This window comes from Rheinheimera pleomorphica, assembly GCF_011634895.1.
Lineage (GTDB): Bacteria > Pseudomonadota > Gammaproteobacteria > Enterobacterales > Alteromonadaceae > Alishewanella > Alishewanella pleomorphica.
Genome location: NZ_SIRR01000008.1, coordinates 644,002 through 666,854, shown reverse-complemented (window position 1 = coordinate 666,854; position 22,853 = coordinate 644,002). Strand labels below are relative to the sequence as shown.

20 protein-coding genes and 1 tRNA gene are annotated in these 22,853 nt (G+C 52.1%); 11 read left to right on the top strand and 10 right to left on the bottom strand.

All coding sequences use genetic code 11. The annotated features are described in order from the left end of the window. Positions 1-2: 2 nt before the first annotated feature. The gene (locus EYB30_RS12200) at positions 3-461 is read right to left on the bottom strand and encodes a DNA polymerase III subunit chi (RefSeq protein ID WP_166839181.1); all 459 of its coding nucleotides are present in this window, start codon (positions 459-461) and stop codon (positions 3-5) included. Continuing rightward, positions 461-1,969, bottom strand: coding sequence for a leucyl aminopeptidase (pepA, locus tag EYB30_RS12195; RefSeq protein ID WP_166839180.1), 1,509 nt, complete (start codon positions 1,967-1,969; stop codon positions 461-463). Before pepA ends, EYB30_RS12200 begins: the two co-directional genes overlap by 1 nt. Before the next feature lie 184 nt (positions 1,970-2,153). On the opposite strand from pepA, the gene lptF reads away from it, so the two are divergent. Further along, a complete protein-coding gene (gene lptF, locus EYB30_RS12190; protein ID WP_166839179.1) occupies positions 2,154-3,263 on the top strand; it encodes an LPS export ABC transporter permease LptF in 1,110 nt (369 codons plus the stop codon). A 1-nt stretch (position 3,264) separates the two neighbouring features. Continuing rightward, complete coding sequence (gene lptG, locus EYB30_RS12185) at positions 3,265-4,332, top strand: LPS export ABC transporter permease LptG (RefSeq protein ID WP_166839178.1); 1,068 nt, start codon at positions 3,265-3,267, stop codon at positions 4,330-4,332. Positions 4,333-4,361: 29 nt separating this feature from the next. Here lptG and EYB30_RS12180 read toward each other — a convergent pair whose 3' ends face one another. Continuing rightward, positions 4,362-4,859, bottom strand: coding sequence for an RDD family protein (locus EYB30_RS12180; protein WP_166839177.1), 498 nt, complete (start codon positions 4,857-4,859; stop codon positions 4,362-4,364). Positions 4,860-5,019: 160 nt separating this feature from the next. Here EYB30_RS12180 and EYB30_RS12175 point away from each other — a divergent pair. Beyond that, positions 5,020-5,106, top strand: a tRNA-Leu gene (locus EYB30_RS12175). A gap of 225 nt (positions 5,107-5,331) precedes the next feature. Here the strand turns inward: EYB30_RS12175 and EYB30_RS12170 are convergent. From EYB30_RS12170 to EYB30_RS12155, 4 genes are all read right to left on the bottom strand, one after another. After that, positions 5,332-5,853 (bottom strand): response regulator transcription factor, encoded by a 522-nt coding sequence (locus EYB30_RS12170; protein WP_166839176.1) that lies wholly within the window; start codon positions 5,851-5,853, stop codon positions 5,332-5,334. Beyond that, positions 5,850-7,166 (bottom strand): sensor histidine kinase, encoded by a 1,317-nt coding sequence (locus EYB30_RS12165; RefSeq protein ID WP_166839175.1) that lies wholly within the window; start codon positions 7,164-7,166, stop codon positions 5,850-5,852. Before EYB30_RS12165 ends, EYB30_RS12170 begins: the two co-directional genes overlap by 4 nt. A 103-nt stretch (positions 7,167-7,269) precedes the next feature. Next, a complete protein-coding gene (locus EYB30_RS12160) occupies positions 7,270-7,467 on the bottom strand; it encodes a hypothetical protein (RefSeq protein ID WP_166839174.1) in 198 nt (65 codons plus the stop codon). After that, positions 7,464-7,829 (bottom strand): MerC domain-containing protein, encoded by a 366-nt coding sequence (locus EYB30_RS12155; protein WP_166839173.1) that lies wholly within the window; start codon positions 7,827-7,829, stop codon positions 7,464-7,466. The genes EYB30_RS12160 and EYB30_RS12155 overlap by 4 nt, the downstream gene beginning before the upstream one ends. A gap of 202 nt (positions 7,830-8,031) precedes the next feature. Here EYB30_RS12155 and EYB30_RS12150 point away from each other — a divergent pair, with 202 nt between their 5' ends. The 5 genes from EYB30_RS12150 (at position 8,032) to EYB30_RS12130 (ending at position 15,758) form a co-directional block, all read left to right on the top strand. Next, positions 8,032-10,425 carry a TonB-dependent receptor gene (locus EYB30_RS12150; RefSeq protein WP_166839172.1) on the top strand — a complete coding sequence of 798 codons (2,394 nt, stop codon included), beginning with the start codon at positions 8,032-8,034 and terminating at the stop codon, positions 10,423-10,425. Positions 10,426-10,494: 69 nt separating this feature from the next. Beyond that, positions 10,495-11,874, top strand: a complete 1,380-nt coding sequence (locus EYB30_RS12145) for a 5-methyltetrahydrofolate--homocysteine methyltransferase (protein WP_166839171.1) — start codon at positions 10,495-10,497, stop codon at positions 11,872-11,874. Positions 11,875-12,019: 145 nt separating this feature from the next. Continuing rightward, positions 12,020-13,042, top strand: coding sequence for a Fe(3+) ABC transporter substrate-binding protein (locus EYB30_RS12140; protein WP_166839170.1), 1,023 nt, complete (start codon positions 12,020-12,022; stop codon positions 13,040-13,042). Between the two features lie 38 nt (positions 13,043-13,080). Continuing rightward, positions 13,081-14,721, top strand: coding sequence for an ABC transporter permease (locus EYB30_RS12135; protein WP_166839169.1), 1,641 nt, complete (start codon positions 13,081-13,083; stop codon positions 14,719-14,721). Then, complete coding sequence (locus EYB30_RS12130; protein WP_166839168.1) at positions 14,721-15,758, top strand: ABC transporter ATP-binding protein; 1,038 nt, start codon at positions 14,721-14,723, stop codon at positions 15,756-15,758. The genes EYB30_RS12135 and EYB30_RS12130 overlap by 1 nt, the downstream gene beginning before the upstream one ends. Positions 15,759-15,765: 7 nt before the next feature. Here EYB30_RS12130 and EYB30_RS12125 read toward each other — a convergent pair whose 3' ends face one another. The 3 genes from EYB30_RS12125 to EYB30_RS12115 form a co-directional block, all read right to left on the bottom strand. Then, positions 15,766-16,515: a substrate-binding periplasmic protein gene (locus EYB30_RS12125; protein ID WP_241698018.1), complete on the bottom strand. Its 750-nt coding sequence runs from the start codon at positions 16,513-16,515 to the stop codon at positions 15,766-15,768. Between the two features lie 122 nt (positions 16,516-16,637). Beyond that, the gene (locus EYB30_RS12120; protein WP_166839167.1) at positions 16,638-17,795 is read right to left on the bottom strand and encodes an E22 family MetX-like putative esterase; all 1,158 of its coding nucleotides are present in this window, start codon (positions 17,793-17,795) and stop codon (positions 16,638-16,640) included. A 9-nt stretch (positions 17,796-17,804) separates the two neighbouring features. Continuing rightward, positions 17,805-19,106, bottom strand: a complete 1,302-nt coding sequence (locus EYB30_RS12115; protein WP_166839166.1) for a GntP family permease — start codon at positions 19,104-19,106, stop codon at positions 17,805-17,807. Positions 19,107-19,263: 157 nt separating this feature from the next. Here EYB30_RS12115 and EYB30_RS12110 point away from each other — a divergent pair, with 157 nt between their 5' ends. From EYB30_RS12110 to EYB30_RS12100, 3 genes are all read left to right on the top strand, one after another. Next, positions 19,264-21,579: a TonB-dependent receptor gene (locus EYB30_RS12110; protein WP_166839165.1), complete on the top strand. Its 2,316-nt coding sequence runs from the start codon at positions 19,264-19,266 to the stop codon at positions 21,577-21,579. 66 nt (positions 21,580-21,645) lie between these two features. Beyond that, the gene (locus EYB30_RS12105) at positions 21,646-22,287 is read left to right on the top strand and encodes a response regulator transcription factor (protein WP_166839164.1); all 642 of its coding nucleotides are present in this window, start codon (positions 21,646-21,648) and stop codon (positions 22,285-22,287) included. Between the two features lie 211 nt (positions 22,288-22,498). Beyond that, entirely contained in the window at positions 22,499-22,852 is a 354-nt protein-coding gene (locus EYB30_RS12100; protein WP_166839163.1) for a hypothetical protein, read from the top strand. Position 22,853 lies beyond the last annotated feature (1 nt).

The window sequence follows — 22,853 nt, the reverse complement described above, 5'->3', positions numbered from 1 at the left end:
GCTCAGCCGGCATTGACGGTAGTTGGCGTAATGCCCTGCTGACGATAGTGCTTAAAACGCTCCCGCGCCAGCGCCTTGTCGGGCGCGGCAGTGGGAACAAATTCGATAATTTGGCTAAAGCGGTTGGCAAAGGCCGGCACCGTGTCGGTCAGGTTAATTAGTACCTGCCGCTGTTGTTTTGGCGCCTGCCAGCTTATTTCGACCGGTGCGCCGTATTTTGGGCCTTCGCCGCTTAAGTTATGTGGCACAAAACGCTCTGCATCAAACTGCCACAGCAGCTCGTCAAACGCTTCTGCCTGTTGCTGGTTGGCAGTATAAACGAAAACACGCTGCCTGGCGCGGTACAAGTCGGCGCACAGCTGGCAGGCTAAAGCAAAATGAGCTGGCACAGTGCTCAGCTCATTTTGGCTCGCGGTATCGTCTGCCGCTGTGTCGCTTAGCAGGTAAAAGCTAACGTGCATTAGTGATCCTGCTGCTGGCCTACCCGGTTAATTAAAAACTGGGTTAGCAGCGGCACCGGCCGGCCGGTAGAGCCTTTGTCTTTACCACCACTACGCCAGGCGGTTCCGGCAATATCCAGATGCGCCCAGTTATATTTGCGGGTAAAACGTGACAAAAAGCAGGCCGCGGTAATAGTACCGGCAGCACGGCCACCTAAGTTGCTAAAGTCAGCAAAGGGGCTTTCCAGCTGTTCCTGATAATCATCCCACAGTGGCAGGCGCCAGGCGCGGTCACCACTTTGCTCAGACGCATTTAAAATCTCGTGCGCCAGCGGGTTATGGTTGCTCATTAAGCCGGTGGCGTGCTTACCCAGCGCAATAACACAGGCACCGGTTAGGGTGGCTACATCAATAACCAGCTCAGGGTCAAAGCGCTCAACATAGGTTAGCGCATCACACAGTACCAAGCGGCCTTCAGCATCGGTATTTAACACTTCTACCGTTTGCCCTGACATCGTCGTCAGGATATCGCCAGGCCGGTAGGCGTTGGCATCGGGCATATTCTCAGCGGCAGCCAGCACGGCAACCAGGTTAATTGGCAGGTTTAAATTCACCACAGCATGCATGGTGCCAAGCACAGAAGCGGCGCCGCACATGTCATACTTCATTTCGTCCATGCCTTCGCCCGGCTTTAAGCTGATACCACCAGAGTCGAAGGTTAAGCCTTTGCCAACTAATACCACAGGGGCACTGTCATTGCCGGCGCCGTTGTATTTAATCACCGCCATGCGTGGGCCATTAACCGAACCGCGGCCCACGGCCAGGTAAGAGTTCATACCATGCGCGGCCAGCTCTTCCGGCCCCAGCACGTCTACACTGATGTTGGCGGAGCTTTCGGCCAGCAGCAGCGCCTGATCGGCCAGATACTGTGGGGTGCAGATATTCGGCGGCATATTGCCGACGTCTTTACACTGTTTTATACCGGCCGCGATAGCCAGGCCGTGTTCTACCGCTTTTTCACCAATGGTCAGATCGCGCCTTGTTGGCACGTTAAAGACAATTTTGCGCAATGGCCGGCGGGTTTCATCTTTCTTACTTTTTAAGCGGTCAAACACATACAGGCAGTCCTGAGTGGTTTCTACCGCGTGGCGCACTTTCCAGTAGGTGTCGCGGCCTTTAACGTGTAATTCGGATAAAAAGCAAACCGCTTCCATTGAGCCGGTTTCGTTTAGCGTGCTGATGGTTTTGGCAATAATTTGCCGGTACTGGCGTTCGTCCAGTTCACGCTCTTTGCCGCAGCCGACTAATAAGACGCGCTCACTCAGTACATTAGGTACATGGTGTAACAGCAGCATCTGGCCGGGCTTGCCTTCTAAGTCGCCACGGCGCAGCAGGTTGCTGATATAACCTTCGCTGATCTTATCCAGTTGTTCTGCCACGGCGGAAAGACGGCGCGGTTCGTACACGCCTACCACAATGCAAGCACTGCGTTGTTTTTCCGGACTTCCGCTTTTTACGCTGAACTCCATACTAACTCCTGATTCTAAGAGACTGTGCTACTATAGCTGGGCACATTATTGGCTAAATTCTACCGTGAATTTATAAAAAAGCTCGGTTTTCTGCGCCGTTTGGTCGATAATAATTGCTATAAATATCAAGTTTACTGAAAAATCGCCAGGGTTCCAGCAAAAAGGCAGGTTTTTAGGGGGCGTTTTGATTATTTTTCGCTACCTGTTAGCTGAGGTTTTTAAATCACAGCTGGCGGTATTTATCATTCTGATGACCATTATCATTAGCCAGCGCTTTGTCAAAATTCTGGCCGACGCCTCAGAGGGCGAATTGCCCGGTCAACTGGTGATGAGCATAGTGGCGTTAAAGCTGCCACAGTTGGCGGTGATTATTCTGCCGCTCAGTGCCTTTGTTGGCATTTTGGTGGCCTATGGCCGGATTTACGCTGACAGTGAAATGACCGTGCTGCATGCCACCGGCGTCAGCGAATGGTATGTCACCCGGCTTACCTTGCTGTTGTCGTTGCTGATGGCGCTGCTGGCTGGCAGCATAACGCTGTTTTTAAGCCCCTGGGCCACAGAGCAGGAATACCGTACCTTGGAAAAAGCCGATGCCAATGCCGGTTTGCTGTCGGTCGTGCCGGGGCGGTTTCAGCATACCTCAAATGAAAAGGCGGTAATTTTTGTGCATGAGGTTGGCCGCGGCAGCGACAGTGGCCGTCTATCAAGGGTGTTTGTGGCACAAAATAATAACCGTGATGAGCAGGGCGGACACGCCATAGTGTATGCGCAAAGTGGTAATGTAAAAGAAGACAGCAGCGGTGCCCAGGTGCTGCAACTGGAGCAGGGCCGCCGTTATGCCGGTGATGTCGCCTCGCCGGCTTATGAAATTACCGAGTTTGCCCAGTATCAAATTCAGATCCGCGAGCAGGAAGTCGAGCAGCGCCGGCGCAAGTTAGGTAGTGTGCCCAGTTACGAACTGCTGCAAGCCGACAGTGCCGAAGCCATCGCCGAGTGGCATTGGCGTATTGCTATTCCGTTATCTATTCCGTTACTGACACTGATTGCCGTGCCGCTAAGCCGGGTTAATCCACGCCAGGGTAAGTTTGGCCGGCTGTTACCGGCGTTACTGCTATATCTGGGCTATTATTCGCTGCTCATCATCGCCCGCTCGGCGCTGGAAGATGGCAAAATTCCGCCGGCCTGGGGTATGTGGTGGCTGCATGGCCTGGCCTTGCTACTGGGCACTCTATTGATTATGCGTAACCGCAGCAGTGCGCAACGTTTTCAAGCCTGGCTGGCAGGTAGAAGTTAAGATGCTGAAAATTCTCGATATCTATATTGGCCGCACTATCCTCAGTACCTCAATGTTAACCCTGAGTGTGCTGCTGGCGATTTCAGCCTTGTTTAAATTTATCGACCAGATGCGCTCGATAGGACGTGGCTACTACGATATGGTGCATGCCGCACTGTTTACCTTGTACAGCGTACCGGGCGATTTAGTGACTTTTTTTCCAATGGCAGCGCTGATTGGCGGGCTTATTGGGTTGGGCATGCTGGCCAGCAGCAGCGAACTGGTGGTAATGCAGGCGGCGGGCTTGTCACGGTTTAATATTATCAGCTCAGTGATGAAAACCTCAGTGCTGATGATGTTGCTGGTAATGGCTGTGGCCGAGTGGGGCGCGCCGGTAAGCGATCGCGCGGCCCGTGAGCTGCGCACCAAAGCGATTTCTGATGGCAGCCTGTTTGCCGCACAGCAGGGCGTCTGGGCTAAAGATGGCGATCAGTTTGTCAATATCCGCAAAGTGGATGATTTTGGTAATTTGCAGGACCTGGTCATTTATCAGTTTGACGAGCAATTACAGCTGGTTGCACTGGTCAGCGCCGACAGTGCCGTATATCAGCAGGACGCCTGGCAGTTGCAACAGGTAAGCCGGCTGGATTTCACGCCTGAGCGCATTGCCAAACAACAATTGCCAACCCAGCGCTGGCGCTCGTCGTTAACGCCTGACAAGTTGGGTGTGGTTACCATTAAACCGGAAATGCTGTCGCTAAAAGGCCTGAATGAGTATATGGATTACCTGCAGCAAAATGCGCAGGATGCCAGCCGCTACCAGTTAGCCTTTTGGCGCAAAGCGCTGCAACCGCTGACCATTGTCGCTATGTTACTGATGGCCTTATCGTTTATTTTCGGCCCGCTGCGCAGTGTGACAATGGCCGCCAGGGTGTTAATGGGTATTTTAACCGGTTTTGGTTTTTATATGGCCAATGAAGTATTTGGTCCGATGGCGCTGGTGTACCAGTTGCCACCACTGGCCGGTGCCTTGTTGCCCAGCCTGCTGTTTATCGGGTTATCTATCTACTTTATGCGCAAAAAGGTGTAGCTGCATATCGCAGATATAGTAAAACAGCCCTAACGGGCTGCTTTATGCAGGTTCAGCAACTTACTTTGTTCTTTTGTCAGCACTATTACCTGGGTGCCGCTTAGCTGATCCTGTAACGCCAGGCCTTTACCCCAGCGTAGCCACAACCAAAGATTACCCAAACCAAACAGTGCCGTGGCTGCCCGCAGCGCCGCTTGTTTCAGGCTAACCGCCGCACCATCTTGCTGTACCAGTAATAAACGCCAGGCGCGCATGCCCAGGGTTTGGCCACCTTTGTACCAAAAATACAGATAAAACCAGCCAAACCACAGCAGAGAATACAGCTGAAACCAAATGTTATGCCGGGCAATAAAATCGGCATGGTCGGTATAATTTGCCAGCGAAATAACGCCAAAGCGGTTCAGTATACCTACCAGCAACAGCGCCAGCGCCATCGCTGCCATCCACAATGCGGCTAAAATTAACCAGTCATACAGTATTGCCGCCAAACGGCGTACTAAACCCGCACGGGGAGCATTAGCAAACATAGCGTTATCCGGTAGTAAAAACCGCGCAAGTTTAGCACGTGGCTGCGCTTTTTCGAAGCTGCTGTATTTTTGTGCAACTAAAAGCGCTTGGCATAAATTCGCTTGCGCATCGCTAATCGCATCGTATAATGCAGGCGTTTACCTCAAAATATCCCTCAGTGCCTGGGTGGCGAAATCGGTAGACGCAGCGGATTCAAAATCCGCCGGGGGAAACTCCGTGTCGGTTCGAGTCCGACCCTAGGCACCAATTAATCCTTTCAGATCCATCCGTTTAACTCTGTGAATAGGGTTTAGTACTCATGGATTTATGCTGTTGTTAACAGAGCTATAACTGAATTAGGTCGATAGCCCGTTGCTTAACATATTCGTTTAAGGCGAGAGTGCAACGCCGAAGATGGTGGCCAGGGGCGTTGAAATAGGCTAGAACCGGTTCTTGCTGCCACTGCTTTGCCGGCAGCGCCAGCCTTAAGTTTTAAGGCCGGTGTTTACTTAGCTTGCGCTGCAGAGTGCGCCGGTGCATGCCCAGCAGCTCAGCGGTGCGGCTGATATTACCATCCTGCTCGGTGAGTACCCGATTTATATGTTCCCACTCCAGTTGATCCGGCGATAACACTGCTGGAGTGTCTTCTGTAGCACGCTCAGTGGCCAGATGTTCACCCCGCAGCGCCTGCTCCAGTTGCAGCAGATCAGCTGGCTTGGTCAGATAATCATCTGCCCCCAATTTTACCGCCTGTACGGCATTGGCAATGCTGGCATAGCCGCTTAGCAGCACAATACGACACTTTGGCAGTGCCTGGCGCAGCGGCGCGACAAAGTTTAAACCGGACTGGCTGGCAAAGCGCAGATCAAGCAGATAGGTGTCGGCGTTTTCGCTGATAAGCTGTTGTGTGGTAACAGCTTCTGCAATGGTGATAACATCAAAACCGCGCTGGCTAAAGCGGCGCGACAGCGCATTTAACAGCGCAATATCATCATCGACAATTACCAGCTTCATGGGCGTGGCTCGCTGTGTTGGCGCGGCATGCTAATCAGCGTAACGGTGCCGTTACCGGCATTTTGTCGGCGTACCGTACCGCCTAAGCGCTCAATCGACATATTCGCCAGAAACTGGCCTATGCCTAAACCTTGTTCGCTTTGCTGCGGCAATTTACCCAGTTCAGCCAGCCGGCTGTCGGACAGGCCTTCACCAAAGTCACGCACCTGCAGGGTTAAGTCTTCACTTTTTAAGCTCAGCTGCAGCTGCAACTGATTGCTGTTATTCGCCAGGCTGGCGTCAGCCGCGTTATCGAGAATATTGAGTAGCGCTGCCGTAAAGCCCTGACTGTCGGCCAGGCTAAAATCTTCAGCTTGTAAATTGCGCTCAATGCTAAGGCTGATCTCCGGCCGGCTGTTCAACCAGCGCGCTACGGCCTGTTCGGTTTGCTGACACAGCGGTGCTGTGCTGTTTTCTTCACGCAGGCTGCCGGCATCACTGCGCAGTTGCTGTACTATCTGCTGACAGCGCTGCAGCTGCTGCTTTAACTCCTGCGCGGCGGGCGCTGCAGTGTCAAGTTCGTCGGCTAGCAGCTGCATAGTTTGGATCGGGCTGGCTAAGTCATGTGCTGCATTGGCAGCAAAGGTGGCTAATGCCAGCATTTGCTCGTTGCGAATTTGCTGCTGCTGTAACTCACTGATCTTTTTTGATTTTATCCGGTTTAATTTCGCCTGGGCACTGATAAACCAGCTGATCAGCAACGCTGAAATGGTAAAGGCCCACCACATTTGCTGCATATGCTGGCTAAAGCCGCCGCTGCTATGCTGCGCATGCATGTCATGACCCACATGGCTTGCCTGCTGTGCGGTTTGCGTAAGCAAAGTATCGATATCCGGAATGTGTAAATCGCCGACCTGCAGCAACAGGCTGTAACCGAGTATCGCCAGCACCGCAACCAGATAGCCGCTGCGTCCGGGCAGCATCACTGCGGCCACCGCCACCGGCAGCAGCAGCATCGCCACCAGGCCATTGCTAACGCCGCCGCTTAAGGCCAATAAACAGGTCAGCAGCAGAATATCCAGCGTGCAGCACAGCAGGTAAATCACCTTTAGCGGTACTTTACTGGCGGCCAGCCAATAGGGTAGTAAGTTGGTGCAGATATGGGTTAACAGTAACAAGCCAAGTAATGGCCACGAGCTGACCGCATAATGCAGTAACCAGCCGGCGATAAGCGCTAGCGCTTCAAAGCCAATCAGGCCCCAGCGAAACTGGACAAAATGCTTAAGCTGATGTTGCTCAGAAAGTTCAGTGGCAATAATAAGTTGTCTGGCCATCGCGAAGCACTACCTGCTACGAAAAAATACGGCTGCCAGGCAGCCGTTTGCAAAATGTCAGAAGAGACTAAACCATTGCAGCGGTAATGTCATTCTGAGTGCGTTAAGTGTAACGCCAACAGCAGCTTATGTCGCTGTGACAAATTGTCGCAGTCGCTAAGCAAACGCCAGGCAAGTTGGCTACATCGGGTTCAGTGTCAGCAGTACCCGCGGCAGTGTCGACGCCGGTAAGCACTTTGGCATCATCGGCGCACAGCTGACGGCTTGGCGGACTAAAGTCAGTAAAGGCTAACGCAGTCATGCCAGTTGCTCCTGCAGCCGCGTTAGCAACTTACGGTTATATAAATGCGCGCTAACCAGCAGTAAGCCACCGCTAACGGATAGCGCCGTTTCGGCGTCATGCGGAGCAAACAGTGCCGCGGCTAACAGTAAAAACCCGCTTAAACCCAACATAAAAGGGGCTTTACGCTGGTGTACACACCAGCCGCCGGGCAGGCTCCAGGCCAGCAACACACTGATGGGTAACAGCATCAGATAATGAAACCACTCAGAGCTAAACAGCCCGAGCAGCAAGCCGGAACTGCCCAGCGCCAGCAGCAGCGGCATGGCCAGACAATGCACAACACAAAGGCCGGATAAAATGGCCGCTATCAGATCTTTCATACAACCTCGCTTCATACCGCACAGTGAGCAGCTATGCCGTTTATGTTATTCACCGTGTGCTGTCGGTTTCTTATCGTAAGCATTGCAGCTTGTCATGAAAATGTTATAACATCACAATATTCGAAATATGTTATAACGTAACACTTAAATCGTCAAATTGACTGATCAGGTTGTGACAGCAAATGGCTAACATGGAGTGACAATGTTTAAACCGACTCTGTTAACCGCAGCAGTGTTTGCTGCTTTAACGTCAACGGCTTATGCCGACAGTATTACAGGCACAGTAACAGACACCGCCGGTAATCCGGTGGCGAATGCCCGGGTACAGCTGATGGGTGCCAACGGTGAAACCCGCACAGATGACAACGGCCGTTTTGTACTGGCCAAGGTTAACGCCGGTGACGCAGAGCTGCATATCGAAGCGAGCCGCTTTGCCCACCGCAATGTGCATGTAGATGTGCCTGCAGCCGGGCTGGACAACCTCAGCGTGGTGCTATTTGCTACCACCATAGAAACCATTGATGTTAAAGCCAGCCCGTTTCATGCTTCAGCTACCGAATCTTCCCTGCCGGTAAATGTACTGGCTGGTGATGCACTGAAAATGCGTCAGGCGGCCACACTGGGCGATACGCTAAAAAATGAAGTCGGCGTGCACTCAAACTTTTATGGTGGTGTCTCAAGTAGCCCGATTATCCGCGGTTTAGATGGCCCGCGCGTGCTGATCACACAAAATGGCCTGGATGCCGGTGATGCTTCACGGGTTGGCCCGGATCATGGTGTAGCCAGCGAAGCCAGCACTGCCACCCAGATTGAAGTACTGCGTGGCCCGGCGACATTATTTTATGGCAGTGGCGCCATAGGAGGTGTAGTAAACGTGGTTGATGAGCGGGCGCCAACCAGCAGTACGCCGCGGGCCGAGTGGATGCTGCAGCGTGAGTCGGTAAATAATGAAAAACTGGTAGCGGGATCAGCTGTTAACGGAACAGATATGTTTGCGGTTTATGTTGATGGTTTCTGGCGCGACAGCGACAACTACAGTATTCCGGGTTTTGCCGAAAGTGTGCCGGAACAAGGCGCTGAAAAAGGCAAAGTTGAAAACTCAGGCCAAACTGCCAAGGGTGGCACTGTCGGCGCCAGTTGGCTGCTGGATAATGGCTATGTTGGTATGTCTTACGGTCGCTTAGAGCGCGAGTACGGTATACCTGGTCACTCGCATGGCGGGCATGACGATGAAGAGCATGCGCATGAGGAAGAACAGGTATTTGCCGATTTAACGCAAAACCGCTGGCAGTTACTGAGCGAGATTAACGTCGATAATAGCCTGATCCGCGCCGTTAATACCCGTTTAGCCTATACCGACTATCAGCATGCTGAAATTGAAAACGGTGTTGTTGGCACCACCTTTGCCAATGACAGCTATGAAGCGCGTGTTGAGCTGTTACACCGAACCTTTAATCATTGGCGCGGTGGTTTAAGCCTGCACTATAAATACAGTGACTTCGAAGCCATTGGCGAAGAAGCCTTTACTCCGCCATCTGAAAGCAAAACCCTAGCGCTGGCCTGGGTGGAAGAGCGTCATTTTGGTCACTGGCTGGTGCAATTGGGCGCCAGAGTTGAGCGCGTGACTATCGACGCCTCTGATATGCGGCTGCCGGATATTGCTGCGCATGGCCATGACGAAGCAGAGCATGGCAATGACAAAGAAGAGCATGACCATGATCATGCAGAGGGATTGAGCCGGGTATTTGATGTCAGCCAGAAGTTTACGCCGTACAGTTTATCGGCCGGTACCGTGTGGGATTTTGCCGAAGGCTATAACCTGGGCGTGTCACTGTCACGCTCACAGCGGGCTCCATCAGCAGCAGAAATGCTGTCGTTTGGTGCGCACATTGGTACCCAATCTTATGAAGTCGGCGCGCTGTTTACCCTGGATGGCGACGAGTTTGTATTAAATAGCCAGCCGGTGAAACTGGAAACGGCGAATAACCTGGATATTACGCTGCGTAAATTCAGCGGTAATACCGGCTTTGTGTTAAATGCCTTCTATAACCAGATAGATAACTATTATTACCAGCAAAATACCGGTTTGTTTGCTGAGTCTGGTCATAGCCACGACCACGGTGATGAACACGACCACGCTGGCGAGTTGCCAGTGTATCTGTTTACTGCGGCCGACGTCAGGCTACATGGTTTTGAAGCCCAGTATTTCTGGCAAATCAATGCGCCGTTTAAATTAACCCTGCAGGGCGATTATATCCGTGCCCGGTTAAAACAGGGCGGCGAATTACCGCGCACGCCGCCACTGCGCATCAGTGCCGAGCTGGCCTACGAGCAGGATGCTTACAGTGCGGATCTGCGCGCCAGCCGTTACTTTAAGCAGGATAGAACGGCCGCATTAGAAACTGCGACTGACGGTTACACCCTGCTTGATGCCAGCCTAAGTTACCGCTTTAACCTGGGCGGACAGCTGTTAACCGCCTATTTGAAAGGGCAAAACCTGACCGACGAAGAAGCGCGGGTACATACCTCATTCTTAAAGGATTTAACGCCGTTACCGGGCCGCTCTGTGGCACTGGGGTTACGCGGCAGTTTTTAAGTTTTTTGCCGTAGGTATCTATCTGGTTCCTGGCCTGCGGCAAATTTTTTATTTTGCAAGGAGATGTTCATGTTACAGCCAAAGTTACAAAAAAAACTCAGTCTGGTGGCGCTGTTGGTTGCCACCTCGCTGCTCAGCGCCTGTGGTGATAGCACGACGAATATCGTCGAAAAAGAGCCAATCGCCGGCGATGATGAGCATGATCATGGCGACGACCATGACCACGGTGATATCAGCAGCGTCGGCCGGCTGGTGATTTCCGCCAAAGACTCTAACCTGCTGTCGGTGTACGAACTGGAAGATGGCAGCTTACTGGACACCTTTGCTGTAGCCGATACACCTTCTGCGCTGGCAGCGTCTGCCGGTAAACGCTATGCGCTGGTTGTGCAGCGCACTACAGATCGGGTCGAGTTTGTTGATGGTGGTTTATTCCAGGAAGATCATGTAGACCACCTGCATGACTACCAGCAAGCACCGGCATTAAGCAGCTTTGTGTTATCAGACAGCCGGCCAACTCACATTAGCAGTACCGACAGCCAGACCGCTGTATTTTTTGACGGCGATGGCAATAGCAGCACGCCAGCGGCAGTGGCGGTGATTACCGATGCGGATATCACTACCGACAGCAACGGCTACCCGGTGCTGCATTACACCACGCATATGCATGGTGCTGCCCAGGCCCGTGGCGAATATGTACTGTCAACTATCCGCGATGCCAATAGCGCGACTACCTTACCGGATCAAGTCGGCTTGTATCATGCACATGATGATCATTTCGATGAAGAAAGGGTATTTACCGAGACTTGCCCGGGCTTGCATGGCAGCGCGCAGAACGCGCATGTGATTGCTTTTGGCTGTACTGACGGAGTGTTGGTAATAACTCAGGAAGGTGAAACCTTTACCGCCAGCAAAATTGCCAACACCGACGATTTTAGCGGCACCATGCGCATTGGTACTCTGGTCGGTGCTGAGCATGCCGAACATCTGGTGGGGTTTGCCGGTAGCAGCATGTTTGCTATTCATGCAGAAGATGGCGACATGGATTTAGTAGACTGGCAGGGCGGCGAAGGCGCCGACATTATTGGCTACGGTTTTGCCGATAAAGGCGAAAAATTTGTGCTGCTGGATAACCAGGGCTACTTAACCATTCTGAACTACCACGGTCATGCACACGACGGCGCTGTAGAAGCGGAAGAGCCGGCGTTTGAGTTTGCCGCCAAAGTGCAGCTAACCAGCGCTGATGTCAGCACCATGCCAGAAGGCTCCCGCTTTGAACTGGCGATCTCAGCCAGTGATGACAAAGTTTATGTCACTAACCCCATCGACAGCACACTGCTAACAGTCGATATTGCTGATGCTGAAGTGGTCTCAAGCAAACAGCTGAACTTTATGCCGCATAAGCTGGTGTGGTTAGGCATTGCAGAAGCTGCTGAAGCACACGATCACTAAAACCGTACCTGAGTTGTAAAGAAAAGCCGTTAAGCATATTTAACGGCTTTTTTATTAGTTTAAGCGCAATCTCGTTGAGAATAATTCGTATTTATGCTTAGATAGCCTATCTTTTGTGTTTCCCCTTTCCTTCAGGAGTTTGGTGATGAAATCAGTTAAGGCATTAAGTTTAGTTGGCGCTGCGGTGGTAACAGCACTGTGTAATATGGCGGCCGCCCAGGCCAGCGAAGTGAATATTTACTCTGCGCGGCAGGAAGAGCTGATTAAGCCGCTGCTGGATAAATTCAGCGCGCAAACCGGCATTAAAGTTAACCTGATCACCGGCAAGCCGGATGAGCTGATTAGCCGCATGGCCAGCGAAGGGCGCAACAGCCCGGCCGATGTGCTGATAAGTACTGATGTTGGCCGTTTATACCGTGCCAAGCAGCAAGGTGTACTGCAGGCCGTTGAATCAAACGTATTAACTGACACTATTCCGGCAGAAATGCGTGACCCGGCCGGTCAATGGTATGGCTTAACCATGCGGGCACGGCCAATTTTATATGTGCCGGGCAAGGTTGACCCTAAGCAGTTATCTACCTATGAAGATTTAGCCAGCCCGAAGTGGAAAGGTAAAATTTGTATCCGCTCATCAGACAATATTTACAATCAGTCGATGACCGCCAGTATTATTGCGCATGATGGCGCCGAAAAAGCCGAAAGCTGGGCCAAAGGCCTGGTCGCTAACTTTGCCATGCCACCCAAAGGCGGTGATCGCGACCAGATTAAAGCCGCCGCTGCTGGTGTTTGTGATATTGCCATTGCCAATACCTACTACTTAGGCGGTATGCTGGCCGACCCGGCGCAAAAAGCCATCGCCGAAAAAGTGCAGGTGTTCTGGCCGAATCAGGATGGGCGCGGTGCGCATATTAATATCTCCGGCGCTGGTGTGGCCAAATATGCCCCTAACAAAGCCCAGGCTATTCAGTTGCTGGAATATATGACCACCACAGAAGCGCAACAGTGGTATGCCGAAACTAACCACGAATATCCGGTGCGTGCCGGCGTGCAGGTGAGTACTATTTTACAAGGCTTTGGTGAATTTAAAGCTGACCAGTTACAATTGGACAAATTGGGCGAATTAAACGCTGAGGCGATCCGGGTAATGGACCGTGCAGGCTGGAAGTAATATTTGAAATCAGTATGTTGTAACAAGGTATGCGCCAGATGCTAACAGGCTGGCGCGATATCTGGCGCTGGGCAGTATTATTGCCGGCGCTGTTACTGGCGTTACCGGTAGTGGTAATTTTTGCCAGTGTATTTAATCCACAAACCGAGATCTGGCTGCATTTGCGTCAGACGGTGCTGGCTGACTATGTGCTTAACTCGCTGTTGTTAGCCGGAGGCACAGGCTTGGGGGCTCTGCTGCTGGGTACCGGCAGCGCCTGGCTGGTTAGCCAGTATCAATTTGTTGGTCGCCGCGTGCTGCAATGGCTGTTGTTGCTTCCGCTGGCGATGCCGGCCTATATTATTGCTTACACCTATACTGGCATGCTCGACTTCGCCGGCCCGCTACAGACTAGCCTGCGTGAGCTAACCGGTTGGCGCTATGGCGACTATTGGTTTCCCGAGATCCGATCGTTAGGCGGCGCTATTCTGATGTTGTCGCTGGTGCTGTATCCCTATGTGTATATGTTGGCGCGTACGGCGTTTTATGAGCAATCGGCGTCATTATTTGAGGCCAGTCGTACGCTTGGCTTAACCCCCAGGCAACATTTTTGGCGGGTGGCGCTGCCGCTGGCGCGACCCGCCATTTTAACCGGTACTGCGCTGGCAATGATGGAAGCCTTTGCCGACTATGGCACTGTGCAGTACTTTGGTGTCACCACCTTTACTACCGGCATTTTCCGTACCTGGTTTGGTATGGGTAATCAGGCGGCTGCGGCACAGCTGGCGGCGATGCTAACCGGTTTTGTGTTGGTATTGCTGCTGCTGGAGCGCTGGTCACGGCGCAAGATCCGTTATTATCATCAGGGCCAGCGCAGCCAGGCAGCTAACCTGCGCCGGGTTAGTCTGCTACGGCAATTTGGCATACTGCTACTGTGTTGTCTGCCGGTGTTGTTTGGCTTTATCGTCCCGGCGCTACAACTGTGTAGCTGGGCACTAAGCAATTATCAGGTCACACTGAACCAGCAGTTTGCTTCCCTGGTATGGAACAGTTTTACGCTGGCAGCAATGGCCGCTGTGTTGGCCGTATTGCTGGCTTTGTTGTTTGCCTACGGTAAACGGCTGCGCCGGGATGCGCTGGTGCAGGCGCCGGTAAGGCTGGCAGCACTGGGATATGCCGTGCCCGGTACCGTTATTGCCATTGGGGTTATGCTGCCACTGGCTTATCTGGATGGCCGCATTGACGCACTGGCCGAGCAATGGTTTGGTGTGCGTACCGGGCTGATTTTCTCTGGTACCCTATTCGCGTTGTTACTGGCCTACAGTGTGCGTTTTCTGGCGGTGTCGCTGCACAGTGTAGAAACCGGGCTGGAGCGGATTAAACCCAGCATGGACAATGCGGCCCGCTCGCTGGGCTTTACGCCATTGCAGGTGCTGAAAAAAGTGCATGTACCGTTGCTACGCTCCAGTGTATTAACGGCGTTATTGCTGGTGTTTGTTGATGTACTAAAAGAGCTGCCGGCTACGCTGATTTTACGGCCGTTTAATTTTAATACGCTGGCGGTGCGTACCTATGAGCTGGCGTCTGACGAGCGTCTGGCTGATGCCGCCTTGCCGGCGCTGGCGATAGTGCTGGTGAGTTTATTACCGGTGATATTATTGGCCCGCTCGGTCAAAGCGGCTAACGAAGGAGCGCATTAATGCTGGATTTACAACAGGTTGCCGTAGCCTACGGCGGACATACTGTAGTGAAAGATGTCAGCTTGTCATTAGCGCAGGGCCAGATTGGTTGTTTAGTCGGCCCATCCGGCTGTGGCAAAACCACCTTGCTTCGGGCCATTGCCGGTTTTGAGCCGGTGGCCAGTGGCAGTATCCGCCTGCAGCGCCAACTGGTTAGCAGTGACAGCGTGCAACTGGCACCAGAGCGGCGCCAGGTAGGTATGGTGTTTCAGGATTTTGCTTTGTTCCCGCACCTTAATGTGGCCGACAACATTAGTTTTGGTTTAGCACAGCAGTCTAAAGCGGATAAAACCGCTACAGTAAAACGGTTGCTGCAATTGGTGGGGCTGCCGGATTTAGGCCAGCGCTATATCCATCAGCTGTCCGGTGGCCAGCAGCAGCGGGTAGCATTAGCGCGGGCACTGGCACCGCAACCCAAGGTGTTGCTGCTGGACGAACCCTTTTCCAGCCTGGATACCGAACTACGCGAAGGCTTGGCGCGCGAAATCCGTCAAATTTTGCTGCAGCTGCGCATTACTGCGGTCATGGTCACGCATGACCAAAACGAAGCCTTTGCCATGGCCGATATGATAGGGGTGATGGAGTTTGGCCGCCTACAGCAGTGGGCGACGCCGTACGAGTTGTACCATAAACCGGTTAATCGTTTTGTTGCCGATTTTATCGGCCGTGGAGTGCTAATACCCGGTACCGTGTTGGACGGCCAACAAGTGCAAACTAACCTGGGCACCTTTACCCAGCGTTATGCCAGCGTGGTGCAGGCTGGCGATCAGGTTGATGTGCTGATCCGCCCCGATGATATTGTGCACGATGATGCCAGCGGTATTACGGCGCAAGTAGTCGAAAAAGCCTTTCGGGGCTCGCATATTCTGTATCAGCTAAAGCTGCACAGTGGCGAGCTGGTACAGTGCCTGGCGCTGAGCCATCACAACCATGCGATAGGCGAGCAAATTGGTATCCGGCTGGATTTAGACCACCTGGTGTTGTTCCCGCGTAGTTAGCTGTTAGTTAAGGCTCACTGTGATGTGGGAGCAGCGCCTGCAGGATCTGCTGATACTGGCCGGAGTGACGCAGCTCGGTCAGACCGCTGTTAAACTGCTGTATCAGCGCCTCTGAGCGCGGGTCTTGTTTTGACAATAATAAGTACATCGGCCGCAGCTCCAGTGCAGGTGTCAACCAATCCAGCGTGTCAGCATACTGTGGTAGCTTGTGCTGTAACAGATATAGGCCATTAAGTTTATCCCCCGGGACTAAATCTACCCGGCCGCGGGCCAGCATCTCAAACGCCTGGGCGTCAAAGGCGACCCTAACCATATTGGGCTGGCTGTCGAGCAACGCCTGCGGTTGCAAATAGCCTTGTACCAGTGCCAGACGCAGCTGTTGCTGAGCTATATCCGCATAATCCTGGTAGCGGATAGTATCGCTTTTACGCTTAAAAAATACGATCTGGTTAGCATAAAGGGGCTGTGAATAAAAAAAATGCTGTGCCCGCTCATCATCGTACCAGGCGGCCACTAAACCAATATAGTTAGCCTGACGGCTTTCATGGAAAGCGCGGGCAAAGGGCATAAATTCAATGTCAACGTCGATACCGCGCAGTAAAAATGCCTGTCTTACTATTTCACTAACAGCACCTTGTTGCGGTAAGTCCTCGGCGTAATGCGGGTAGTAATTACTGCTGGCCAGTAATAAGGTATCACTCAGGGCCTGCAGCGGTTTTAAACAACACACAGCAATAAAAATGGCGCGTAGTATCACAATAAACTAACTCTGAATTTAATTTTGTACCGCTAAGTGTGGCACAAGGTTATTGAAATGCTAATGGAGAGGTGAAAAAGGGTGCCCAATACCTGCAGCACCCGCCAGGAAAAACCGCGGCGTTAGTTTAGGAAGGCCGAAATTTGCTGTGCTACTGCGGCAATACCGACAACGCCATCGAGGTGGCCGAAGTTGCCGGGGATTTCAGCATAATCTGGCGTATTGCCCGTTGCTGTCATGGCATCAGCACTGTTTTTACTCAGCGCTGGCGGCAGCAATAAGTCGCCACTGGCTGGTAAAAACAGCGTTTTAGCTTTGACCCGTCTAAGTGCCGGTTGCCAGTTATCGCCCATGCCAGCGCGCCACAGCTGTGAAGCGCGCACTAAGTACAGAATATGGTTAGCATCTTGCTTTTTAGCCCGCTGCTGCGCTTGTGTCATTAATTGCTGCCAGGCTTGTGGTAAGGCGCTGATGCTTTGATGTAGCGCTGTATCGCTGCTAATGGCCGGATAGCGCGGGTTAAAGCCGTCCGGGTGCAGCGCATCCTGCGTAATATAGGCCAGTGCCGTGCTTAAGCCCTGCCACGGCTGGCCTTTGTCGTAGTAGTCGCCGCCCTGCCAGGTTGGATCCTGCAATATCGGGTAGGCCCAGCGCTGTAGTTTTATCGCGCTATAGGTATCCATATACGCAGAGCCAATTACCGGAATTAACCGCTCGACCTTGTCCGGGTAGCGCACCGCCCATTCGATGGCCTGAAACGAACCCATTGACGGGCCTATTACTGCATGTAACTTGCTTATGCCTAGGCTGTCGAGCAAGGCTTTTTGCACCTCAACAAAATCACCAATGGTAACCACCGGAAAGCTTAAACCATAAGGCTTGCCGGTGGCGGGGTTGATGGTTGCCGGGCCGGTGGTAATAACCTTGTTATCAAATACATTAGCGTTAACCAGGGTATCGCTGCTAACAACATAAAATTTATTGGTATCAATGGCTTTACCCGGGCCAATAATGGCATCCCAGTAACCGGGGGAGGCATCATCGGCGTGGTATTTACCGGCGGCATGACTGCTGCCGGAGAAATAATGGGTGATTAGGATCACATTGGACTTGTCGGCATTTAGCTTGCCATAGGCTTCCCAGCCGATATTCACCGGCGTAATCACCTGGCCGTTTTCAGTCGTAAACGTATCCAGTGTAAAGCGCTGTTTTTCCACTAACAATGGTTCTGCCGCTGCGGCAACAGTAAACAACCATACTAAGCCTGCGATAAAACGCATAACCGCTCCTTAAAACCACTGAAACAGAAAAATAGCCAATGCAGTACCTGCTACCGGCACCAGCACACTGACCACGGCCACCGGCCAATAGGCATTTTGGTGGCTTTCGCCACAGATAGCACGGATAGTGGTGACCACATAGCCATTATGCGGCAAGGAATCCAGCGCGCCGGACGAAATAGCCACCACGCGGTGCAATTGCTCGGCGTCAACGCCGCGCTCTAAATAGTGCGGTGCCAGCTCAGGCAGGGCTATCGCCTGGCCACCGGAAGCTGAGCCGGTTAGGCCCGCGATAGCACTTACTGCAACGGCAGCACCGAGTAGCTCAGGCCCGGGTAAATGCGTCATGGTGTCGACCACGCTGGCAAAGGCTGGCGTCAGTTTGGCGACCGAGCCAAAGCCAACCACAGCAGCGGTGTTGCCTATAGCCAACAGCGCGCCCAGCACACCTTCGTTGGTGGCCGCGGCCGGGTTATGTAAAAAGCGAAAGTTAAGTAAATAAAGGCTGAGCACACCGCCGGTCAGGGCGACAATCAGCGCCGCCTGTTGCAGGCTGTCGTGAAATAAAAACGACAGCAGTAGTACCACCGCCAGCGGAATAATGCCCATCAGCGGATGCGGTAAGGCGCGGTCTGTGATGACCGGATCGCTGCTACGCTGTACAAAGTGCTCGCCAGTGGCGACAGCCCGTTTAATCATCCACATCAGCGCGGCATAGCCGACAATCGCCATAAAAATCGCGACAATAATACTGACCTGCCAGCCGGCATAAGGCGTTGTGCCCAGGTACGGAATGGGGATCCAGTTTTGGATTTCCGGTGAGCCGGCTGAGGTCATGGTAAAGGTAACTGAACCCAGTGCCAGTGCCGCCGGGATAAAGCGTCTGGGCAGGTTAGCGCCTTTAAATAAACTTACCGCCATCGGATAAGCCGAAAACGCTACCACAAACACACTGACACCACCGTAAGTTAATACCGCACAAGCCAACACTACTGCCAGTACTGCTTTGCCATGGCCGAGTTTTTTCACTATTGCCAGTGCCACCGCATCGGCAGCGCCAGTATGCTCCATTAACTTGCCAAACAGCGAGCCGAGCAAAAACATTAAAAACCAGGCGGCAACAAAACCAGAGAAGCCACTCATATAGCCGTGGACAAAATCCAGCTTGTCACTGACTTGCCAGAACGGAATGCCGTTAGTTACCGCCACCAGCAGTGCGCAAAGCGGGGCAGTGATAAACAGGTTAAAACCACGCATGGTCAGCACTATTAACAACCCCAGCCCGGCTAGTAATCCGAGAAGACTCAACATCTTGTTATCCTTGTTCGCATTTTCGTTTAGTCTGATACAGGACAGCAGGCATCACCATAGTACTAAGGTACAGGTTAAAAATTCTGCGTTTGCGCCTACAGTAAGGCTACACAAATAACAACAAGATCATGTGAAATCAAACAGCAGGAGAGCCAAAATGGCCCATAACGATAATAATTATGCCCAGCACAAGTTTAGCCGTCCGTTACTAAAGCCCAGCTTAGTCGCGTTGGCGATCAGCAGTTGTTTCGCTATGCCTGCCATGGCACAGGAAACAGCAAAAGACAGCGAAGCAGAGATAAAACTGGAACGAATTGAGGTGACTGCCCGGCGTACCATTGAAAATCTGCAGGAAGTGCCGGTAGCCGTAACCTCTATTGGTGCGGCAGATATTGCTGAGCGTGGTATTGCTACAGTAACTGAAATCCAACAGTTTTCACCTAACACCACTTTGCAGCAAAGTCGGGGTACTAACTCGACGTTAACGGCGTTTATCCGCGGCGTAGGCCAGGAAGACCCGCTATGGGGCTATGAGCCAGGCGTTGGTATTTATATAGATGATGTTTATGTGGCGCGGCCACAAGGGGCTGTGCTGGACATTCTTAATGTAGAACGCATCGAAGTATTACGCGGCCCGCAAGGTACGCTGTATGGTAAAAACACTATTGGCGGCGCAGTTAAATACGTTACCCGCGAAATGAGTGGTGATACTGAATTTGCGGTGAACGTTACTGCGGGCAGCTATAAACAAGGCGACATTAAAGCGACCGGACAAATTCCGTTGATTGATAACCAGTTGTATCTGGGCTTTGGCTACGCCAATCTGCAGCGTGATGGCTATGGTGACTTTTTAACTTCGGCATTGGCGGGACAAGATGGCGAAAACTACAACAAAGATTTACAGGCATATCGTTTAACACTGGAATACCGGCCGGCAGATAATGTATTTATGCGGCTGAACTATGACAAAACCGACGATAAATCTAACGCCAAAGGTGGCTACCGGCTGTTGCCCAGTCTGCTGACAGATGCGCCGGTGCCAGACAGAGTTTTTGATTCTTACACCAGCTTACCCACCCGCAATAAAGTGGAAACCGAAGGCTTAAGCCTGAGCATTAACTGGGACATTAACGATAACTGGGCGTTTAAGTCTATTACGGCACAGCGTGAAAGCTACTCGCCAACCAACATCGATTTTGACAATACGTCACTGCCGATTTTTGACGTGCCGGCTATTTACGATGACGAGCAGTTTACCCAGGAATTTCAGTTAAATTATCAAACCGACGGCTTTAAGATGGTATCGGGTGCTTACTACTATACCGCGGACTCCTGTGGTGTGTTTGATGCAATCTTGGGGGTATTGGGGCAATCGCTTGGTGCACCTGGCTTAACCCGTGAGGTTGGCGGTTGTAGCAATGGTGATAGTACCGCTTTATATGCGCAGGGAACTTATGATATTGATGATAAATGGTCAGTAACAGCAGGCTTGCGTTATACCAAAGATGAAAAAGATGCGGTGGTACGTAATGGCTTGATTTTTGACAACGTGTATCCGGAGTCAGGCTGGATCCCGGGTTATGTCCGTCCCGATGGTTTGACGACGCCTGTGGTACTGGATGACAGTGAGAGCTGGTCCAAGGTAACACCAAAAATTGGTGTTGAATATCAGCACAGCAACGATCTGATGGTGTTTGCCAGCTATAGTCAGGGCTTTAAATCAGGTACCTTTAACCCGCGGGCTACTGTGGCCGAACCAGCTGCCGACCCTGAAGATGTGAACTCATTTGAAATTGGTATCAAGAGTGACTGGAATGATCGTTTACGGGTAAATGCGACCCTGTTTATGCTTGATCACAAAGACCGCCAGTATATCGCTGTGATCCCGGATGAAAACGATGCCACTGCACTGAACCAGCGGTTGGGTAACGTAGGGCGTTCTGAAGCAACAGGGTTAGAGCTTGAAGTGACCTGGAAAGCCAGCCGTGAGCTGGAGATTTATGGTAACTTAGGGTTAATTGATGCCAAGTTTGAAGAGGCCATTACTTTTGTGCCAGGCACTGGCGCGGTAGATATTTCTGATCGTTTCTCGGTAACTAATACACCGGAAACTACCGCGAACATTGGTTTTAGCTATAACATGGCGCTGGACAGTGGCGATGTCGTTTTAAACGGTAATTACAATTACCGCAGTAGCTATGCACTGGTAGAGCTGGATAACTTGTTAACGCAGGATAGCTATGGCCTGCTGAATTTAGGTGTTACCTGGCTAAGCAATGATGGCCATTGGAGCATAGCGTTACACGGTAAAAACCTGACCGACGAAGAGTATCTGGTGGGTAACTACGCCTTTATCGCGCCGGATCCGGCCAACCCGGGCCAGTATATTCCGGGCCTGGGCGGCGATAACACGCTAATTGGTTATTACGGCGCACCACGCACCTTTAGCCTGAGTGTGGGTTACCGTTTCTAAACACAAAACACTTGCCGGGGCGCAAGCCCCGGTACATTATGGGCCAAAAGGCTCTGAACCGGATTTATGATAGCGTTAATAGCAGACGACCACCCGTTATTCCGGGTCGCTTTATCTCAGGCCTGTGCCAATATTCTTGGCGCAGACGCTGTATTACTGCAAGCCGAAAATATGCAGCAGCTCTGGCCCTTGCTCAGGGCGCATCCGCACACTAACTTTATTTTTCTTGACCTGAAAATGCCTGGGTCTGATGGCTTTACTGGCTTAACCGCACTGCGCACCGAATACCCCGATGTGCCGGTAATCATGGTATCAGCCGAGGAAGATCCGGTGATTATTAAGCAGGCGTTAGCGCTGGGCGCGGCGGCCTATATTCCTAAATCTGCACCGCTGGAATTGTTATCTGCCGCGATAACCGCAGTGCTAAACGGCGACAGCTGGCTGCCAGCCGGGTTGGAGCAGGATGTGCAAAACGCGAAAACCCTGATTGATGATGACTTTGCCCGCCAGCTGGAGCAACTAACACCGCAGCAATTTCGCGTGTTGAAAATGATTGCCGATGGCTTGTTGAATAAGCAGATAGCTTATGAAATGCAGGTGCAGGAAACCACGATTAAACAACATGTGTCAGCCATTTTACGCAAGCTGAATGTCAATAACCGCACCCTGGCCGGTATTATGTTTGAGAAACTGCGCCTGCCGCAATAGCCTGGCGTTGTCACCTGGCACCGGCCAGCGCGCTATAGCGTCAGGCCGCTTTACAACGAGCCCACACTACAGGCCAGTTTACTAAATTAACTTCAATTAAAACAGTGCCTTCTAATGTTGGCCTGTGCTATGCATTGCCGCCTGATGTTGTCCCCCTGCATATTAAGGTGTGATGCGGGTTTCTGCTTGATATCAAAAGGAGAAGCTAGCAATGGAAACCCCGGTTTTATTCAGGCGTTTATGCGCCACAATCCTTTGTTTAATACTAACGACCAGCCCAGCCGTGATCGCTGCAGCGAAAGCTGTACTGGCCGGGCCATCGCATGCGGTAGCCGGCGATATGGTGATGCTGCAAGGCCAGCACTTTACCGCCGGTGCCAGTTACACCATCAAGACTACGGTAGGCAAAAATAGCAGCCAGGAGCCGGTCACCGCCGATAGCCATGGCAATTTGTCATACCAGCTGGTGACAGCGGCTGCCGGTAAATATCAGTTGCAGGTACGTGATAGCCGTAACCGTTTAGTGGCAACTTCGATAGTACTGGTACAGCCGGCAGGAGGTTGAG

Bases quoted from the DNA above. Each gene is read 5' to 3' on its own strand.
- EYB30_RS12200 (WP_166839181.1), bottom strand. From the start codon at position 461: ATGCACGTTAGCTTTTACCTGCTAAGCGACACAGCGGCAGACGATACC.
- pepA (WP_166839180.1), bottom strand. From the start codon at position 1,969: ATGGAGTTCAGCGTAAAAAGCGGAAGTCCGGAAAAACAACGCAGTGCT.
- lptG (WP_166839178.1), top strand. From the start codon at position 3,265: ATGCTGAAAATTCTCGATATCTATATTGGCCGCACTATCCTCAGTACC.
- EYB30_RS12180 (WP_166839177.1), bottom strand. From the start codon at position 4,859: ATGTTTGCTAATGCTCCCCGTGCGGGTTTAGTACGCCGTTTGGCGGCA.
- EYB30_RS12170 (WP_166839176.1), bottom strand. From the start codon at position 5,853: ATGAAGCTGGTAATTGTCGATGATGATATTGCGCTGTTAAATGCGCTG.
- EYB30_RS12165 (WP_166839175.1), bottom strand. From the start codon at position 7,166: ATGGCCAGACAACTTATTATTGCCACTGAACTTTCTGAGCAACATCAG.
- EYB30_RS12160 (WP_166839174.1), bottom strand. From the start codon at position 7,467: ATGACTGCGTTAGCCTTTACTGACTTTAGTCCGCCAAGCCGTCAGCTG.
- EYB30_RS12155 (WP_166839173.1), bottom strand. From the start codon at position 7,829: ATGAAAGATCTGATAGCGGCCATTTTATCCGGCCTTTGTGTTGTGCAT.
- EYB30_RS12150 (WP_166839172.1), top strand. From the start codon at position 8,032: ATGTTTAAACCGACTCTGTTAACCGCAGCAGTGTTTGCTGCTTTAACG.
- EYB30_RS12145 (WP_166839171.1), top strand. From the start codon at position 10,495: ATGTTACAGCCAAAGTTACAAAAAAAACTCAGTCTGGTGGCGCTGTTG.
- EYB30_RS12140 (WP_166839170.1), top strand. From the start codon at position 12,020: ATGAAATCAGTTAAGGCATTAAGTTTAGTTGGCGCTGCGGTGGTAACA.
- EYB30_RS12135 (WP_166839169.1), top strand. From the start codon at position 13,081: ATGCTAACAGGCTGGCGCGATATCTGGCGCTGGGCAGTATTATTGCCG.
- EYB30_RS12130 (WP_166839168.1), top strand. From the start codon at position 14,721: ATGCTGGATTTACAACAGGTTGCCGTAGCCTACGGCGGACATACTGTA.
- EYB30_RS12120 (WP_166839167.1), bottom strand. From the start codon at position 17,795: ATGCGTTTTATCGCAGGCTTAGTATGGTTGTTTACTGTTGCCGCAGCG.
- EYB30_RS12115 (WP_166839166.1), bottom strand. From the start codon at position 19,106: ATGTTGAGTCTTCTCGGATTACTAGCCGGGCTGGGGTTGTTAATAGTG.
- EYB30_RS12110 (WP_166839165.1), top strand. From the start codon at position 19,264: ATGGCCCATAACGATAATAATTATGCCCAGCACAAGTTTAGCCGTCCG.
- EYB30_RS12105 (WP_166839164.1), top strand. From the start codon at position 21,646: ATGATAGCGTTAATAGCAGACGACCACCCGTTATTCCGGGTCGCTTTA.
- EYB30_RS12100 (WP_166839163.1), top strand. From the start codon at position 22,499: ATGGAAACCCCGGTTTTATTCAGGCGTTTATGCGCCACAATCCTTTGT.